Source organism: Azospirillum brasilense (assembly GCF_022023855.1).
Classification (GTDB): Bacteria; Pseudomonadota; Alphaproteobacteria; order Azospirillales; family Azospirillaceae; genus Azospirillum; species Azospirillum brasilense_F.
Genome location: NZ_CP059450.1, coordinates 1,801,846 through 1,817,764 on the forward strand (window position 1 = coordinate 1,801,846; position 15,919 = coordinate 1,817,764).

General features: G+C 65.8%; 16 protein-coding genes, 1 pseudogene and 1 riboswitch. Of the genes and pseudogenes, 3 read left to right on the forward strand and 14 right to left on the reverse strand.

All coding sequences use genetic code 11. The features are described from left to right. Window positions 1-298: 298 nt before the first annotated feature. The 3 genes from H1Q64_RS21605 to H1Q64_RS21615 all read right to left on the reverse strand — a co-directional run bounded on the left by H1Q64_RS21605 (window position 299) and on the right by H1Q64_RS21615 (window position 3,816). Window positions 299-2,092 carry a cytochrome c biogenesis protein DipZ gene (locus H1Q64_RS21605; protein ID WP_237906492.1) on the reverse strand — a complete coding sequence of 598 codons (1,794 nt, stop codon included), beginning with the start codon at window positions 2,090-2,092 and terminating at the stop codon, window positions 299-301. An 87-nt stretch (window positions 2,093-2,179) separates the two neighbouring features. Continuing rightward, window positions 2,180-3,229, reverse strand: coding sequence for an alpha/beta fold hydrolase (locus H1Q64_RS21610; RefSeq protein WP_237906493.1), 1,050 nt, complete (start codon window positions 3,227-3,229; stop codon window positions 2,180-2,182). Window positions 3,230-3,378: 149 nt separating this feature from the next. Next, window positions 3,379-3,816 (reverse strand): organic hydroperoxide resistance protein, encoded by a 438-nt coding sequence (locus H1Q64_RS21615; protein WP_237905544.1) that lies wholly within the window; start codon window positions 3,814-3,816, stop codon window positions 3,379-3,381. Window positions 3,817-3,991: 175 nt separating this feature from the next. Between H1Q64_RS21615 and H1Q64_RS21620 the strand changes: the two genes are divergently transcribed. Continuing rightward, window positions 3,992-4,441 (forward strand): MarR family winged helix-turn-helix transcriptional regulator, encoded by a 450-nt coding sequence (locus H1Q64_RS21620; protein WP_237905545.1) that lies wholly within the window; start codon window positions 3,992-3,994, stop codon window positions 4,439-4,441. A 10-nt stretch (window positions 4,442-4,451) separates the two neighbouring features. Here H1Q64_RS21620 and gcvA read toward each other — a convergent pair whose 3' ends face one another. After that, on the reverse strand, window positions 4,452-5,378 hold the full coding sequence (gene gcvA, locus H1Q64_RS21625; protein ID WP_237905546.1) for a transcriptional regulator GcvA: 927 nt from the start codon (window positions 5,376-5,378) through the stop codon (window positions 4,452-4,454). A gap of 240 nt (window positions 5,379-5,618) precedes the next feature. Between gcvA and H1Q64_RS21630 the strand changes: the two genes are divergently transcribed. Both H1Q64_RS21630 and H1Q64_RS21635 read left to right on the forward strand, forming a co-directional pair. Continuing rightward, window positions 5,619-6,329: an SDR family NAD(P)-dependent oxidoreductase gene (locus tag H1Q64_RS21630; RefSeq protein WP_237905547.1), complete on the forward strand. Its 711-nt coding sequence runs from the start codon at window positions 5,619-5,621 to the stop codon at window positions 6,327-6,329. Between the two features lie 40 nt (window positions 6,330-6,369). Beyond that, window positions 6,370-6,606: a tautomerase family protein gene (locus H1Q64_RS21635; RefSeq protein ID WP_237905548.1), complete on the forward strand. Its 237-nt coding sequence runs from the start codon at window positions 6,370-6,372 to the stop codon at window positions 6,604-6,606. 214 nt (window positions 6,607-6,820) lie between these two features. Here the strand turns inward: H1Q64_RS21635 and H1Q64_RS21645 are convergent, their stop codons facing one another. The 10 genes and pseudogenes from H1Q64_RS21645 to benC form a co-directional block, all read right to left on the reverse strand. Beyond that, entirely contained in the window at window positions 6,821-7,531 is a 711-nt protein-coding gene (locus tag H1Q64_RS21645; RefSeq protein ID WP_237905549.1) for an IS6 family transposase, read from the reverse strand. Window positions 7,532-7,650: 119 nt separating this feature from the next. Continuing rightward, window positions 7,651-8,265: a trimeric intracellular cation channel family protein gene (locus H1Q64_RS21650; protein WP_237905550.1), complete on the reverse strand. Its 615-nt coding sequence runs from the start codon at window positions 8,263-8,265 to the stop codon at window positions 7,651-7,653. 228 nt (window positions 8,266-8,493) lie between these two features. Then, window positions 8,494-8,584, reverse strand: a riboswitch (glycine riboswitch). A 35-nt stretch (window positions 8,585-8,619) separates the two neighbouring features. After that, a complete protein-coding gene (locus H1Q64_RS21655; protein WP_237905551.1) occupies window positions 8,620-8,805 on the reverse strand; it encodes a twin-arginine translocase TatA/TatE family subunit in 186 nt (61 codons plus the stop codon). Between the two features lie 518 nt (window positions 8,806-9,323). Then, entirely contained in the window at window positions 9,324-10,133 is an 810-nt protein-coding gene (pcaD, locus tag H1Q64_RS21665) for a 3-oxoadipate enol-lactonase (RefSeq protein WP_237905552.1), read from the reverse strand. 4 nt (window positions 10,134-10,137) lie between these two features. Further along, window positions 10,138-10,821: a CoA transferase subunit B gene (locus H1Q64_RS21670; RefSeq protein WP_237905553.1), complete on the reverse strand. Its 684-nt coding sequence runs from the start codon at window positions 10,819-10,821 to the stop codon at window positions 10,138-10,140. 20 nt (window positions 10,822-10,841) lie between these two features. After that, on the reverse strand, window positions 10,842-11,543 hold the full coding sequence (locus H1Q64_RS21675; RefSeq protein WP_237905554.1) for a CoA transferase subunit A: 702 nt from the start codon (window positions 11,541-11,543) through the stop codon (window positions 10,842-10,844). Window positions 11,544-11,563: 20 nt separating this feature from the next. Beyond that, window positions 11,564-12,415 carry a 3-keto-5-aminohexanoate cleavage protein gene (locus H1Q64_RS21680; protein WP_237905555.1) on the reverse strand — a complete coding sequence of 284 codons (852 nt, stop codon included), beginning with the start codon at window positions 12,413-12,415 and terminating at the stop codon, window positions 11,564-11,566. Between the two features lie 30 nt (window positions 12,416-12,445). Next, window positions 12,446-13,830, reverse strand: a pseudogene (locus H1Q64_RS21685) (MFS transporter). 223 nt (window positions 13,831-14,053) lie between these two features. After that, window positions 14,054-14,854 (reverse strand): 1,6-dihydroxycyclohexa-2,4-diene-1-carboxylate dehydrogenase, encoded by an 801-nt coding sequence (locus H1Q64_RS21690; protein ID WP_237905556.1) that lies wholly within the window; start codon window positions 14,852-14,854, stop codon window positions 14,054-14,056. Further along, entirely contained in the window at window positions 14,851-15,870 is a 1,020-nt protein-coding gene (benC, locus tag H1Q64_RS21695; RefSeq protein WP_237905557.1) for a benzoate 1,2-dioxygenase electron transfer component BenC, read from the reverse strand. Before benC ends, H1Q64_RS21690 begins: the two co-directional genes overlap by 4 nt. Between the last annotated feature and the right edge of the window lie 49 nt (window positions 15,871-15,919).

The following is a 15,919-nucleotide window of genomic DNA, read 5'->3' on the forward strand; positions in this document are numbered from 1 at the left end:
TGGCTGCTGATGGTTCGGGATGGTGCCGGAAACTTGTATTTTGTATTCTCTCCGGCTTCCGGTGGAGTCGTGATGAGCAGACCGCCGCGGTCATGGACCGGCAGGTGGAGGTGCCTCTGCAACGAAACGCTGCGGCAGGACCATCAATTCCAGACGAAGAAGGCCGTGAACGGTGACGGCTCACGGGGGTCGGTGTCATAGACGCAAGGGACTGCCAGGACCGACAGCCCAAGGACGAGGATGATAGCGAGTTTCATCATGGCGGAAATCTCCTTCAGGATCTCCATCGGCGCGGCGCTCAGCCAAAGGTGAAGGCAAAAGCCGCGACACCCGGATCCAGGAAGCGGACTTCAAACGTGCGCTCCCCGATGTCGCGGCTCTGCCGCACGAGTTGGTACAGGCGGGTCTGGGTGACGGTGCCATGCCCTTCGGCGTCGATGTCGGCGCCATGGTTCTCGCCCGGCACCTTGCCGTCGATGGTCACCTGGAAACGGACCGGCTGGCCATCCGCGCCCGGCCCAAGGATCAGGTGAAGGTCACGCGCGCTGAACCGATAGATGATCCCGCCCCCGGCTTGGTTGAGGGTCGCCTGTTCGGCACCGACCGTCCAGTTGCCGGCCAGGGCCCACTGGTTGAGCCTCAGCGGCTTCGTCGTGTAGGTCCGGGCGCGGTCGCCGCCCATCCCTTCCGGGGAGGCGAAGTTCGACGCCTGCTGATAACCGATGTAGGTCTCAGAGGATCGGATGTGGGCAAGGTCCGGCGCAGCCTGGGCGCCCTTGGCGTCGGGTGTCACGACGTCGGGCGTCACGTCGTCGTCGGACGCGCTGCGTTCGCCGGCTTCCGCCAGAAGCGCCTGGATGGCCTTTTCGGATTCCTGATAGTTGCCCTCGCCGAACGCGTGATGCCGGATGCGGCCCTTGGCGTCGATAAAGTACAGCGCCGGCCAATAGCTGTTCCGAAAGGCGCGCCAGACCTTGAAATTGCTGTCGACCGCAATCGGATAGTCGATCTGGAAATCGGTCAGCGCCTTCCGGATGTTCTGGACGTTTCGTTCAAAAGCGAACTCGGGCGTGTGCACGCCGATCACGACAAGTCCCTGATCTTTGTACTTGTCCGCCCACGCACGGACATAGGGCAGGGCTCGGATGCAGTTGATGCACGAGTAGGTCCAGAAATTCACCAAGACCACCTTGCCCCGCAGCGCTTCCGTCGACAGCGGCGCCGAATTCAGCCACTCCACCGTTCCGTCGAGCGACGGGAACGTCCCCTCCACTGGGAGGTCGCTCTGGAACGGCTTGCCCGCCGTTTGGACCGCGGCGTTGCTCGCCAACATGCTCATTCCAAGTTCCTGGCCCAACTCCGGATCCTCCGAACCAAAATTGTCGAGCAGGGCGCGCTCGATCCGGTCGGTGTTGGCGCTCGACAGGGTGGCGAAAAGCCCGGTGTCGAGGCCAAGCCCGATGGCGGCAACCCCCGCGATGACGGCCACGCCAAGGCCCCGGCGAACCCATTCTCCGCCGCCGAGCGACCGCTTCATGGCACCGAACAGCCGGCCGCCGACCAGCAGCGCCAGCGCCAGCGACGTGGCCGCCCCGGCCGCGTAGGCCAGGAGGAGAAGCGTGGTCTGCACGTTGGCGCCCTGCAGGGCCGCACCGGTCAGCACGAGGCCGAGGATCGGCCCGGCACAGGGAGCCCAGAGCAGCCCGGTCGCCACCCCGATCAGAAGCGATCCGCCGAAGGTCGGGGCAGAACCGGGCTCGCCCGCCGTATGCAGGATGCGGTTCCCGAAGGCGACGGCCGGTCGTGTCAGGATGCCGGCGACCCGCGAGGAGACCAGCGCCACGCCGAACACGGCCAGCAGCGCCAGCGCGACGAGGCGGCCCAGGTCATTGGCCTGGACGGCCCAGCCGCCGCCGACCGCGGCCAGCGTCGCGACCGCGGCGAAGGTGATGGCCATGCCGGCCAGCATCGGCAGAGTGCTCGTGACGAACGGCTTTTCCGCGCGCGCAAAGACGAAGGGAAGAGCCGGCAGGATGCATGGGCTGACGATGGTCAGCATGCCCCCGAGGTAGGCAACAACCAGAAGGGTCATCATCGTTTCCTTGGGGCGGAGCGGCAGCCTGCGCCGCTCGCCTCCGGCGAAGGGGGGATGGCGGGGGAACGCGTGCGCCGGAACCGGTCAGAGCTTGGTAACGTCGACGACCGCGTCCACGAAGGCCCGCGGGGCTTCCTGGGGCAGGTTGTGGCCGGTGCCGCCGGCAATGAGCCGGTGCGCGTATTTGCCCGAGAATTTCTTGGCGTAGGCGCTGGCGTCCGGGTGGGGGGCGCCGTTGGCGTCGCCTTCCATGGTGATGGTCGGCACGGCGATCACCGGAGCTGCGGCAAGCCGCTTTTCCAGTTCGTCATACTTCGGTTCGCCCTGAGCCAGGCCAAGCCGCCAGCGGTAATTGTGGATGACGATGGCGACGTGGTCGGGGTTGTCGAAGGCCACCGCGGAGCGGTCGAACGTGGCGTCGTCGAACTCCCACTTCGGCGAGGCGAGCCGCCAGATGAGCTTGGCAAAGTCACGCCGGTACTGGTCATAGCCGACCCGGCCGCGGTCCGTGGCGAAATAGAACTGATACCACCATTCGAGTTCGGCCTCCGGCGGCAACGGCTTCCTGCCGGCCTCCTGGTTGCCGATGAGGTAGCCGCTGACCGATACCATGGCCTTGGTCCGCTCCGGCCATAGCGCCGCGACGATGTTGGCGGTCCGCGCGCCCCAATCGAAGCCGGCGAGCGTTGCCTTCTCGATCTTGAGGGCGTCCATCAACGCGATGGTATCGAGGGCGAGCGCCGACGGCTGGCCGTTGCGGAAGGTCTCGCCGGACAAAAACCGCGTCGTGCCATAGCCGCGCAGATAGGGCACGATCACCCGATGGCCCGCCGATGCCAGCGCGGGCGCGACGTCGACGAAGCTGTGGATGTCGTAGGGCCAGCCGTGCAGCAGGACGACCACGGGGCCAGCGGCAGGGCCGGCGTCCACATAGCCGATGTTCAGGACGCCCGCGTCGATCTGCTTCAGCGGACCGAACGGCGTGTCCGTTCCCGGCTTGATGGGGGGCGCCGTCGGCTTCGCTTCGGCGGCCTGCGCGGTGGCTGGCCCGGAAAGGCCGATCTGCGTTGCGGCAAGAGTCATGGCCGCGGTGCCCAGAAAACGGCGGCGGTCGCGGTTGATGGCCTCGGGCATCTGTCTGTCTCCGGTGGGATGGCGCAATGGGGCTGAGGGAGCCATGGAAGTGGAAGCGATCAAATCGGATGCGATCAACATCTGCGGATCGGTTCACGCGACAGCGTTCCGATTTGACCGCCTCCGATCCTGGACCGGGAGGCGCGTTCTCAGACGACGGTGATCGTGACGTCGATGTTACCGCGCGTCGCCAGGGAATAGGGGCAGGTTCCGTGCGCGGTCTGCACCACGGTTTCGGCGGTTTCGCGGTCGAGCCCCGGCAGGCTGACGTTGAGACGGGCCGCGAGGCCGTAGCCGGTGCCGGTGCCGGTGCCGGTGCCGGTGGTGCCGAGATCCACCTCCGCGTTGACCGAGAGGTCGGCCGGAAGTGTGATCTGCATCTTCTGTGCGGCAATGTTCATGGCGCCGATGAAGCACGCCGACCAGCCGGCGGCGAACAACTGCTCCGGATTGGTGCCGCCACCCGACGAACCGGGGGAGGACAGGGCGATGTTCAGGCGGCCGTCGTCACTGCGGACTTTGCCGTCCCGTCCCCCGGCGGAGGTGTGGGTCCGGCCGGTGTAAATCACTTTGGTCAGCTGGGGCATGGTGGGGTCCTTCCAGGGGAAGCTCTTTATAACGTATCCGATCATATCGGATGCGATTGGAATCTATGCAGAGAACGCGGGAGAGTCAACCTTCCGATTTCATCGGATGCGAGTTATATTGGCTCCAGGCCCTTCACATTTTCGTGTGCCGGAGAGGATGACGATGACTCCCCCAATGACGCCAGACGACCCGGCGAGCCCCAGACTGGCCGATTTCCTGTGCTTCGCGGTCTATTCGGCCAACCTGGCCTTCGGGCGGGCCTACCGGCCAATCCTTGAGGAACTCGGGCTCACCTATCTCCAGTACATCACCATCGTGGCGCTGTGGGAGGAAGACAACCAGACGGTCCGGGGGCTTGGCGAAAAGCTGTTCCTGGAGTCCAACACGCTTACGCCGATCCTCAAGAAGCTGGAGGCGATGGGCTATGTCACCCGGCAGCGCGACCCGGAGGATGAACGCCACGTCCGGGTGGGCCTCACCGACGCCGGCCGCCGCTTGCGCGAGAAGGGCCTGAACATGACCCTCGTCAAGCAGACCGGCCTGCCACCCGATGAGTTTGCAAAGCTGCAAAAGGCCGTCGCGAACCTGCGCGACACATTGCTGGAGGTGAGCAAAGGGAAGTAACGGTACCCCGTCACCCCTCTCCGCCGTTTCCTTCCCCGGCCGCTTCCTCAATGATCCAGTCGACGAAGGCGTGGACGTTCGCTCGCGACGCGACCTGGGGCGGATACACGAGGTAGTAGCCGAACCCCGCCGGGCAGGACTCCGCAAAGGGGCGGACCAGCCGCCCGGCCGAGAGATCGTCGGCAACGATCAGGCTGCGCCCCAGCAGCACCCCATGCCCATCGACGGCCGCCTGGGTCGCCGTCACCGAGGAATTGAAGCGCAGTCCCCGGTTGAGGTCGACGGCCTGCTCCAGCCCGACCGTTTGCAGCCAGACCCGCCATGACGGGATCGGCCCCGCGAAATTGATCGTCTCGTCGTGCAGCAGCGTGTGTTGCCGCAGGTCGGTGATGCTCCGCAACGGAACGGCGCCGGACAGCAGCCGGGGGCTGCACACCGGAAACAGCTCCTCCTCGAACAGCAGCACGCTTTTCAGGCCGGGGTAGGAGCCGGGGCCATAGCGGATGACGATGTCCACCTCGTTGGCGGAAAAATTCACCAGCCGCACGTCCGCGTCGATGCGCAGGTCGATGTCGGGGTGGCGCGTCCGAAAATGCTCGATGCGCGGCATCAGCCATTTGGCCGCGAAGGACGGCGACATGCTGACCGTCAGGATGCCGCCCGCGGCCAGCCGCTTGACCTGCCCCATGGCGGCCTCCATCAGGTCGAAGCTGCGCCGCAGGTCCGGCAGCAGGATCTGCCCCGCCTCCGTCAGCAGCACGCGCCGGCCGCTGCGCCGGAACAGCGGCACGCCGAGATAATCCTCCAGCGTCCGCACCTGATGGCTGATCGCCGCCGGGGTGACGCGCAGTTCGTCCGCAGCACGGGCGAAGCTGAGGTGGCGGGCGGCGGCCTCGAAGGCGCGGAACCCGCTGAGGGGCAGCAACGGTCGCGACATCGACAAATCCACCTTGTCGATTCGATGAGGAAAGCTCGTTTGCCGTTCTACGCGTCCTACGGCATTTTTCAACGGGAAAGCGGGGCGACAAGACAGGGCGGTCGCAAGTTCCGACGGTTCTCCGGCCCCCGCCTCACAACAGAAATTCTCATCGTTTCAATCCACGCCAAGGGGCGTGATGCGACCCGCGAATGGCGGGCCATCCACACACGCCCCTTGTTCGAACCCAAAGGAACCATCATGAGCACGCAAAAGGTTGCGCTGATCACCGGCGCGTCGCAGGGCATCGGTGCGGGTCTCGTGGCGGGCTTCCGCCAGCGCGGTTTCGCCGTCGTCGCCAACTCCCGCTCCATCAAGGCCAGCGACGACCCGAACGTCGTGACCGTCGGCGGCGACATCGCCGACCCGGACACCGCCAAGCGCCTCGTGGAGACCGCCCGCGAACGCTTCGGGCGCATCGACACGCTGGTCAACAACGCCGGCATTTTCATCGCCAAGCCCTTCACCGAATACACCGCGGCCGACTATGCAGCGGTCGTCGCCACCAACCTGACCGGCTTCTTCCACGTGTCCCAGCTGGCCGCGGTGCAGATGCTGAACCAGGGCAGCGGGCACATCGTCAACATCACCACCACGCTGGTGGAACAGCCGCTGGCCAGCGTGCCCGCGGCGCTGGCTTCCCTGACCAAGGGCGGCTTGGACGCGGTGGTCCGCTCGCTCGCCATCGAATACGCCGGCAAGGGCATCCGCGTGAACGCGGTGTCGCCGGGCATCATCAAGACGCCGATGCACGCCCCGGAAACGCACGAATTCCTGGCCGCTCTGCACCCGGTCGGCCGCCTGGGCGAGATTCAGGACATCGTGGACGCGGTGCTCTACCTGGACTCCGCCAACTTCGTCACCGGCGAAACGCTGCACGTCGACGGCGGCCAGCACGCCGGTCGCTGGTAAGGCCCTGGCGGTAACGCCATCAAGTGGAAAGGAACACCCGATGCCGTACGTGAACATCCAGATCACCCGCGAGGGCACGAGCCCCGGTGCAACCGGCGCGACGCCGGAGCAGAAGGCGGCCCTGATCAAGGGGGTCAGCGACCTGTTGTTCGAGGTGCTGAACAAGCCGCACGCGGCGACCTTTGTCGTGATCGACGAGGTTCCCATGGAGAACTGGGGTGTGGGCGGGTTGCCGGTTGAGGAATACCGGCGCCAGATGGCGGGCAAGATGTCCTGAACCGGCATTGTCAACCTGTCGACCACTCAGTGCCATGGTCGACGGAGGCGGGGTATGGGGCGGCATGACGACGCGCCCAGATCCCCGCTACGCCGGCTTTCGCTATCCCGCCGAGATCATTGCGACGGCGGTTTGGCTGTACTTCCGCTTGGTACTATCAACTTCACGGTTGGTTGGCGAACTGAGGGTCTGAACACCCTGCGTTCTGGATGGTTCAGGCGGTCAGAGCGAGGCCGGTCACCTCGCGCCAGATGGAGAAGGCGCGAGTTCGGGCGGCTCGGTACTCGGTGGCGGAGATCAGATGGCGGCGCAGCTGGAAATGGTTGTGGATCGGGCTGTGGGTGGAAAGAAAACGTTGGGCATGCTTGGCGGACTTGAACCGTCTCATGTGCCGTTCGCGCCGCCGGGTCGGCTGAAGCGAGACTTCGCAGGCGTTGTTCAGATATCGGCTTTGTCGGTGTTCGCCGCCGATCTTCAGATCCTTCTTTGCTGCCGCGTATGACTTCAGCTTGCCAGTCACGATGACACGCGGGGCGTAACGCAACCCTTTCAGCAGCTTGCGGAAAAAGCGTTTGGCCGCCTTCGTGTTGCGCCGGCTCTGGGCCAGGACGTCGAGGACAACGCCGTTCTGGTCGATGGCCCGCCACAAATAGTGCTGTTTGCCGCGGATGCGGATGAACACCTCGTCCAGCAACCACTTGTCGCCCGGCTGGGGTCGACGGCGTTTGAGCGTGGTGGCGAACGCCCGGCCAAAGCGCAGGTCCCACTCCCGGATGGTCTCGTAGCTGACCTCGATGCCGCGCGCGGCCAGGATCACCTCGACCTCGCGCAGGCTCAAGCTGAAACAATGGTACAGCCACACGGCCTCGTTGATGATCGCCGCCGGAAAGCGGAAGCCATGGTACGGATTGGGCGTCGTGCTCATGACCGGAAACCTGCCACGGACAGGGTGCGTCCGCCAACCTGACAGCACCGCCTGGATCGGCTGAAGGCCCGCTGCGGCAGGACGGTTGCAAGCGGCAACAGCCGGATCCAGGATGCCCCTTATTCCCAGCGCTTCTGGTAGGAAAAGGTCGGCAGCCGCCAGCCGGCCCGGATGGCCAGCAGGCGCAACGTCAAGCCTCCGGCAAAGCTGATGGCGGTGTTCAGGTCCGTGCTGATCCCGAATGCCCGAAGGACAAGGAATAGGGTGCAGACGACGAGCGAGACGCTTGCGTAGAGTTCGTGGCGGAACACAACCGGGACATGATTGCACAGCACGTCGCGCAGAACGCCGCCGCAGATCCCGGTGATCATGCCGGCCATGACAACGACGGGCGTCGAGTAGGCCATTTCAAGCGCGACGCTGCAGCCGATCAACGAGAAGGCGATCAGCCCCATGGCGTCGAGGACGAGGAAAACACGTTTCAGGTGATGCAGGTAGCGTGCAATCACGGTGGTCAGCAGCCCGGCGAAGATCACTAGGTAGATGTACTCCGGGTTCTGGGTCCATCCGATGGGAAAGCGGCCGAGGATCAGGTCCCGGACGGTGCCGCCGCCCAGCGCGGTGACGAAGGCGATGACGGCGACACCGAAGATGTCCATGTTGCGGCGCCCGGCTGCGAGCGCTCCGGACATGGCCTCGGCGGTGATGGCGACCAGGTAGATGGCGATCAGCATGCCGCGTCTCCGTTCATGGGAGGACGCGGCCGCGGAGCGGATGCCAAGGGCAGGGGCAGATGCATCGGGAGAGACTCCGGACAGAGGCAGGACACGCCGCGCGGTGTGTCCTGGTGCGCCTCTCCCCCTGTCCTTACTACCTGAGAGTTTCGGCTCCGCGGAGAGCCTGCCCCTTCGGTGGGCCGGAGCGCGCAATGCGCGGCGCCTCGGCCTCTCTCCAGACGGCGATCTGTTTCTGCGGTTCCGTGTGCCTGAGCGATTATGGGAGGTTGCGCCTTCGGCGGAGGCGGGTGCCGCCTCTCTCTCCCGCAGAACATGATGGATTATCGGAGAGCGTCCGCCGCCTGTCAACCGTCACGCCGCTCCATCCTTCGGCATGGAAGCGTGCGCCGGCAGCGGAATGACGGCGGACGATGGCGCCGAACCCTCGCCTTCGCCATTATCCCTGAGGACGGCCTTGAAGCTCTTCACGCCTTTGGCGAGGTCACCCATTGCCTTCGACAATTTGCTTGCGCCGAACACGAGCAGGACAGCGACCAATGGCCCAACGCGCGATGCTTGAGAAACCCATGATGATGTTCCTATGTGAACTCCTGTGCGGGGCGATCGTATCGAACGACACGTTGACGCGCCTGACCTCAGCGTCGGCCAGTCCCCCGGCATGTTTGAACAGCATCGAGCCGTTGGTGGTCAGCGCGAGTTCGTCAAGAGCGCCGGATCTGGAGATGGCGGCCAGGGGTCCTGATTCAGCGCATTCTTCACCCGACGTCGCATACGCGCTTCAGGCATCCGGGAACGTATGAGCGAGATGTCCCGCCCCTGAGGGAAGCTCTTTCCTCGGCTCCCTAGTCCTTTCCTAGGTTTGATCTCGACCGATATAGGTCTAACCACGCTGACAAGCGCGGCTCCTGGCGCGGCCACTGTTTGCCGGCCCCCAACTCTCCGGGGTCCCGGGCAGGCCTGTAGCGATCTCAAAAACAACCACGGAACCGGCAGGTCACCTCATCAACGACGCTGCCGACGACTCCTCTTTTGAGGGCTTGCCGCTGTGCCCGCAATCAAAGAACCAAAGTCCCTGAGCGTGTGAGCGTGTCCAGAAAGCCGAGAAGATGCCGGTTCACACGATCGGCGCGCTCGATGGCGAGGAGATGCGCCGCGCGCGGCAGGACGACCATTTCGGCATCGGGGATGCGCGCGCGGATGTCTTCCATCAAGGGCACCGGGGTCGCGGGGTCGTCGGCTCCCGCGACGATCAGGGTCGGTGACACGATGGCCGGGATCGCCTCCCGCAGGTCCATGTCCCGGATCGCGCGACAGCAGGCCGCATAGCCGCGAGGATCGTTCTTCAGGAACCGCTCACGAATCGCGGCGACCGCTTCCCCCGAAGTTTCGATGAACGGGGGGGTGAACCAGCGGGGAATGATAGCGTCCACGATGGCCCCCATGCCGTCCCGGCACACCGTCCGCGCCCGCTGCTCCCAGCCCTCGGGCGGCGGCAGAAAGGCGGCCGTCGCCATGAGAACGAGGCCGGCGACCCGGTCTGGGTGTTCGACCGCGAAGGCCTGCGCCGTCATACCCCCCAGCGACAGGCCGACGACATGGGCCTTTTCGATGCCGAGCGCGTCCAGCAGCTCGGCAAGGTCGGCGGCCAGATCGCCGATGGTGGCGGGGCGGTCGATCACGGCCGACCGGCCATGGCCTCGGGTGTCGTACCGCAGGCAGCGATACCGCCCAGAGAGCGCCGGCACCTGGGCATCCCACATCTCCAGCGTGGTGCCGATGGAGTTGGAGAAGACGACGACGGGTGCCCCCGCAGGGCCGGCGAGTTCATAATGCAGTTCGACGCCGTTGGCGTTGATCGAAGGCATAGGATTATCCCTCCGCAAGGCAGAGCGAGGTATGATCGCGGAGGCGGTCCGTATCGACGCCGAAGTCGGCTTCGGTCTTCTCGCGGACCTCAATCACGGTGACGCCGGGGGCCAGCTCGACCAGCGTCAGGCCGCCGTTGTGCTTATCAATGGTGAAGACAGCGAGTTCGGTGACGACCATGTCCACCACGCCCGCCCCGGTCAGCGGCAGGGTGCAGCGCTTAAGCAGCTTGCGCTCGCCGTCCTTGGCCGTGTGGTCCATGACAACGACCACCCTTTTGACCCCGGCGACGAGATCCATGGCGCCGCCCATGCCCTTGACCATTTTACCGGGAATCATCCAGTTGGCGAGGTCGCCGTTCTCGGCCACCTGCATGGCGCCCAGGATCGACAAATCGATGTGCCCGCCTCGGATCATCGCGAAGCTGTCGGCCGAGCTGAAATAGCTGGTGGTCGGCAGCTCCGTGATGGTCTGCTTGCCGGCGTTGATCAGATCCGGGTCCTCCTCCCCCTCGTAGGGGAAGGGACCCATGCCCAACAGGCCGTTCTCCGATTGCAGCGACACCGTCATCCCCTCGGGGATGTGGTTCGCCACCAGCGTCGGGATACCGATGCCGAGATTGACGTAGTAGCCGTCGCGCAACTCCTTCGCGGCGCGGGCGGCCATCTCTTCGCGGGTCCATGCCATGGTTCGGTTCTCCCTTCTTGTCAGGCGCGCTGGCGCACGGTGCGCTGCTCGATGCGCTTCGCCACGCCCGGCGCGTGGACAATGCGCTGCACGAAAATGCCGGGGGTGTGGATGTGGTCGGGGTCGATCCCGCCGGGCTCGACCAACTTCTCCACCTCGGCGACGGTGACCTTGCCGGCAGCCGCCATCATCGGGTTGAAGTTGCGCGCGGTCTTGCGGAAGACGAGGTTGCCCTCGGTGTCGGCCTTCCAGGCCTTGACGACGGCGAGGTCGGCCTTCAGCGCCGTTTCCATGACGTAGGTCTCGCCGTCGAACACGCGCAGTTCCTTGCCTTCGGCCACCAGCGTGCCGGCGCCGGTCTTGGTGAAGAAGGCGGGGATGCCGGCACCGCCGGCCCGGATGCGCTCGGCCAACGTGCCTTGCGGGTTGAACTCGATCTCCAGTTCGCCGGCCAGATACTGCTTGGCGAAGGTCTTGTTCTCACCCACGTACGACGAAACCATCTTGCGGACCTGCCTCGTCTCCAGCAGGACGCCCAGGCCGACGTCGTCGATGCCGGCGTTGTTGGAAATCACGGTCAGGCCTTCAACGCCGGAGTCCCGGATCGCCCCGATCAAGATCTCTGGAATGCCGCACAGTCCAAAGCCGCCAGCCATGACGGTCATACCGTCCTTGAGCAAGCCGGCCAGCGCCGACGTCGCGTCGGGATAGATCTTTCTCATGTCCATTTCTCCCTCGGGGATCACGAAGCGGTGACCGCGGTCTCCAGGGCCGGCAGGCCCAACATCGCCCTGGCCTCGGCAGGGGTCGCCGGGCGCGCATCGTGTTCGGCGCAGAGGTCCACCGCGACCCGCACCAGCTCGGCGTTGTTCTTCGCCAGCCGGTCCCTGGTGATGCGGACATTGTCCTCCAGCCCGGTCCGGACGCCGTCGGCGCCGCGCTCCAGCACCCAGCGCATCACTTCGGACTGGTGGCGGCCGATGCCCGCCGCGGTCCAGGTCGCCTTGGGCAGGACCCGCTTCAGCTCGATCAGCAGGGTGTCGAGAAGACGTTCCTCGGCGGGCATGGCGTTCTTCACGCCCATCACGAACTGCACGTGCGGGCGGTCGTTCATCAGCCCCTCTTCCACCAGACGCTTGGCGCCGTGAATGTGGGAGAGGTCGAAAATCTCGATCTCCGGCAGCACGCCGTTGTCCCGCATCTTGGTCGCGAGATCGCGCACCAGGGTCGGCCCGTTCTCGTAGACGATGGTCGGGAAGTTGACGGAACCGGTCGAGAGCGAGGCCATGTCGGGCTTCAGGTACAGGGCGCTGCCGCGCGCCGCCGGATCGCGCCCGCGCCCGCCGGTCGAGAACTGGACGATCATCCCCGGGCAGTGCCTGACGATGCCCTCCTGCACGCGGGCGAAGAGTTCGGGGTCGGAGGAGGGGCTTTCGTCCGGATTCCGGACATGGATGTGGACCAGGGATGCGCCGGCCTCGAACGCCTCGTGCGTGGACTCGACCTGCTCCGATACGGTAACCGGCACCGCCGGGTTGTCCTTCTTGCGCGGAACGGAGCCCGTGATCGCGACGGTGATGATGGTGGGTTTCATGACTAACATCCTTGAACGCTGGGGCGGAAATCAGGCGACCTCGGCGGCCGGTTGACCTGTGGTTCGCGTGTCGGGGAGGACATGAGCGGCCGTGGCGTGCGTCGGCTGGGGTGCGAGCCGTCCCTTCACGAGCATGGCGATGCCGGCGATGACCACGGGGATGCCCACGATGGCGAAGGCGGTCGGCAGGCCCAGGCCGCTGGCGAGGATCGCGCCGCCGACCATCGACCCCAGCACCGAACCGCTGCGGCCGATCCCGTTCGCCCAGGCGACGCCGGTCGCGCGGCTGGCCGTGGGGTAATAGCCGGCGGCCAGAGCGTTGACCCCGACCTGCGATCCGGCAAGGCAGAAGCCCGCACCGAAGACCGCAACCCCCAGCAGCCACGGCGACACCGTCGCACTGCCGATCAGGGCGATGAACAGGGCCGCCGAGGCGTAGGACACGCCGAGCACGCGATGGGGGTCCATCCGGTCCATCAGCGCCCCGATCAGCAGCGCACCGATGGTGCCGCCGATTTGCAGCAGCATGGCCATCAGGGACGCGTCCTTCAGGGACATGCCGGCGCCGCTGATCACGGTCGGCAGCCAGCTCGCCAGCAGGTAGAAAACCAGCAGGCTCATGAAGAAAGTGAGCCAGAGCAGAAGCGTGCCCTTGATCAGGTCGGGTTTGACGAGTTGCGCCACCGGCGAGCCCTTTGGCTTGGCGATCCCGACGAAGGTCGCGCCATCGAGATCCGCATCGGGCGCGCTTGCGGAGCACGGCGGCGATCCGCTCGGATGGGGCGTTCCTCAGCACCAGGAAGCGCACGGACTCGGGCAGGGCGATGAGGAGGAGCGGAACCATGGCGAGCGGCGCAATGCCACCGATCAGCAGAACGGAAGGCCACCCGTAGCTGGCGACGAGCTGCGCGGCGGCGAGCCCGCCCAGGGCCGAGCCTAGCGTGAAGCCGCAGAACATCACCGTGGTCAGGAAGGAGCGACGCTTCTCCGGACAGAACTCCGACGTCAGCGTGATCGCGTTCGGCATCGCCCCGCCCAGGCCCATGCCGGTCAGGAAACGCAGCACGATCAGCATCTCGAGCGACGTTGACCAGGCGGAGAGCCAGGCTGGTCGCGCCGAAGAACACGACGGTCAGGATCAGGGCATACTTCCGACCGATCCTGTCGGCGAGCGGGCCGAAGATGAAGGCACCCACCATCAGGCCGAAGAGACCGGCGCCGAACACGGGCGCGAGCTGCCCCGGCGTCAGTTGCCAATCGGCCCTGAGGGCCGGCGCGATGAAGCCGATGGCCGCCGTGTCGAAGCCGTCGATGGCGACGATGATGAAGCACAGGGCGATGATCGTGATCTGGAATCGCGAAAGTTTGTGCGAATTGATGAAGTCTTGGACGTCGATGGTCCGGGCGTGCGCCATGGTTTCCTCCCTCTTTGTGTTGTGATGGACGCCGATGCGGGATCAGACCGCGTCGCGGTGGATCTGGAAGCCGGCGAAGGACCGGCTGACCGGCATGATTTCCAGGCCGCTGACGTTCAGGGACGCGCGGGGCCGGCATCCGCCCGGCCGCGTTCGTTGGCATCCCAGGGGACGACCCGTTGACGGTCTCGATGATCTGTAGAAGTGCCGTGGAGGAGGCGGCTCAGCCGAGGTCGCCGCCGGCAACCGGCAGTATCGTGCCGGTGATGTAGGAGGCCTCGTCGGAGGCCAGGAACAGGATCGCCGCCGCCTGTTCCCCAAGCGTCCCATAACGCTTCATGAAACTCGATTTGATCGTCTGGTCCACGATGCGCTGGTACCAGACCTTCTCTTGCTCGCTCTGCTCGCCGGGGTTCCGGGGAACCCGGCGGGGCGGCGCCTCCGTGCCGCCGGGGGCCGTTCCGACGACGCGGATTCCGTGCTCGGCGTATTCGAAGGCCAGGGAAGCGGTGATCGCGTTCACTCCACCCTTTGCCGCCGCGTAGGGCACGCGGTGCACGCCGCGCGTGGCGACCGACGACACGTTCACGATCACGCCCCTGCGCCGTTCGAGCATGTGCGGCAGCGCCGCGCGGCAGCACCACAGGGTCGGGAACAGCGAGCGGCGGACCTCCGCCTCGATCTCCCGCTCCCGGTACTCGGCGTAGGGCTTGGCCCAGATCGTTCCGCCGACGTTGTTGACGAGGATGTCGATGCGGCCGAACCCCTCCATGGCGGCGGCCATCGATGCCTCGGCACCGGCGTAGGTTTCCAGGTCGGCGGTGACCGCCAGCGCCCTGCCCCCGGTTGCGCCGATCTCCTCGCGGACCTCGTGGACGAGGTCGGAACGATCCACCAGGACAACTCGTCCGCCCTCGTGGGCGGCGTTGACGGCGACCGTGCGGCCGATGCCCTGCGCGGCGCCGGTGACGACCAACACCTTGCCATCGAAACGCTGACGCCCCCCTTTGACAAATGGGCTCATGATGCGCCTCCCTCGCTCGGCGCGAACTTCTCATAGTGGAAGTTCACGGGGGTGATGCCCTGGTCGCGGAAGAAGACGCGCACGGCTTCGACCATCGGCGGCGGGCCGCAGAGGTAGACGTCCATGTCGCCCGCGTTCAGGTGCCGCTCGTCGAGGTGATGCGTGACGTAGCCCTTCAGCGGGTGGTTGCTGCCCTCATTGGCGACGCAGGTCGCGAAGGTGAGGCCGGGGATGCGCTTGGCGTGGTTTGCGATGGTTTCCACCTCGACGAGGTCGCCGTCGTTGGTGACCCCGTAGACGAGGTGGATCGGGTGGTCGCAGCCGGTCTCCACCATCTTGCCCAGCATGGACAGGAATGGCGCCAGACCCGTTCCACCCGCCAGCATCAGAACCGGCCGCTTGGTGTCGCGCAGATAGAAGCCGCCGAGCGGCCCCTTGACGGTCAGCCGGTCGCCGGGCTTAGCCCGTTCGGCCAGATAGCCGCTCATCAGGCCGCCCGGCACGTTGCGGATCAAAAAGGTGGTGATCTCCGCACCCGGCGGGGAGCTGAAAGAATAGGAGCGGGTCTCGCTGGTGCCTGGCACCTGGATATTGACGTACTGGCCAGGCAGGAAGGCGAGCCGGCTGGCGTTCTCCAGCTTCAGGGACAGGTTGAAGGTGCTGTCGGAAAGTTTGTCCACACCGACGACCTCGGCGGCATAATCGGTCGCCTGCGTCTTGCACACCTCCGAAGAGGCTTCGATCCGCAGCACGACGTCGGATTGCGGCCGCATCTGGCAGGTCAGGCAGTAGCCTTCCCCGGCCTCCTCGTCGGTCAGCGCGTCCTCGATGTAGTCGCCGCCGTCGTAGCGCCCGGCCTCGCAGAAGCTCTTGCAGGTGCCGCAGGCGCCGTCGCGGCAGTCGAGCGGGATGTTGATCCCCTGGCGATAGGCGGCGTCGGCCACCGTCTCGCCGGGATTGCTCTGAATGAAGCGGGTGATCCCGTCTTCAAAGTTGAGAGCGATGTTGAAGCTCATGGTCGCCTCCCTGACCCTAAGTCCTCCAGCCCAAACACCGGAGCGAACG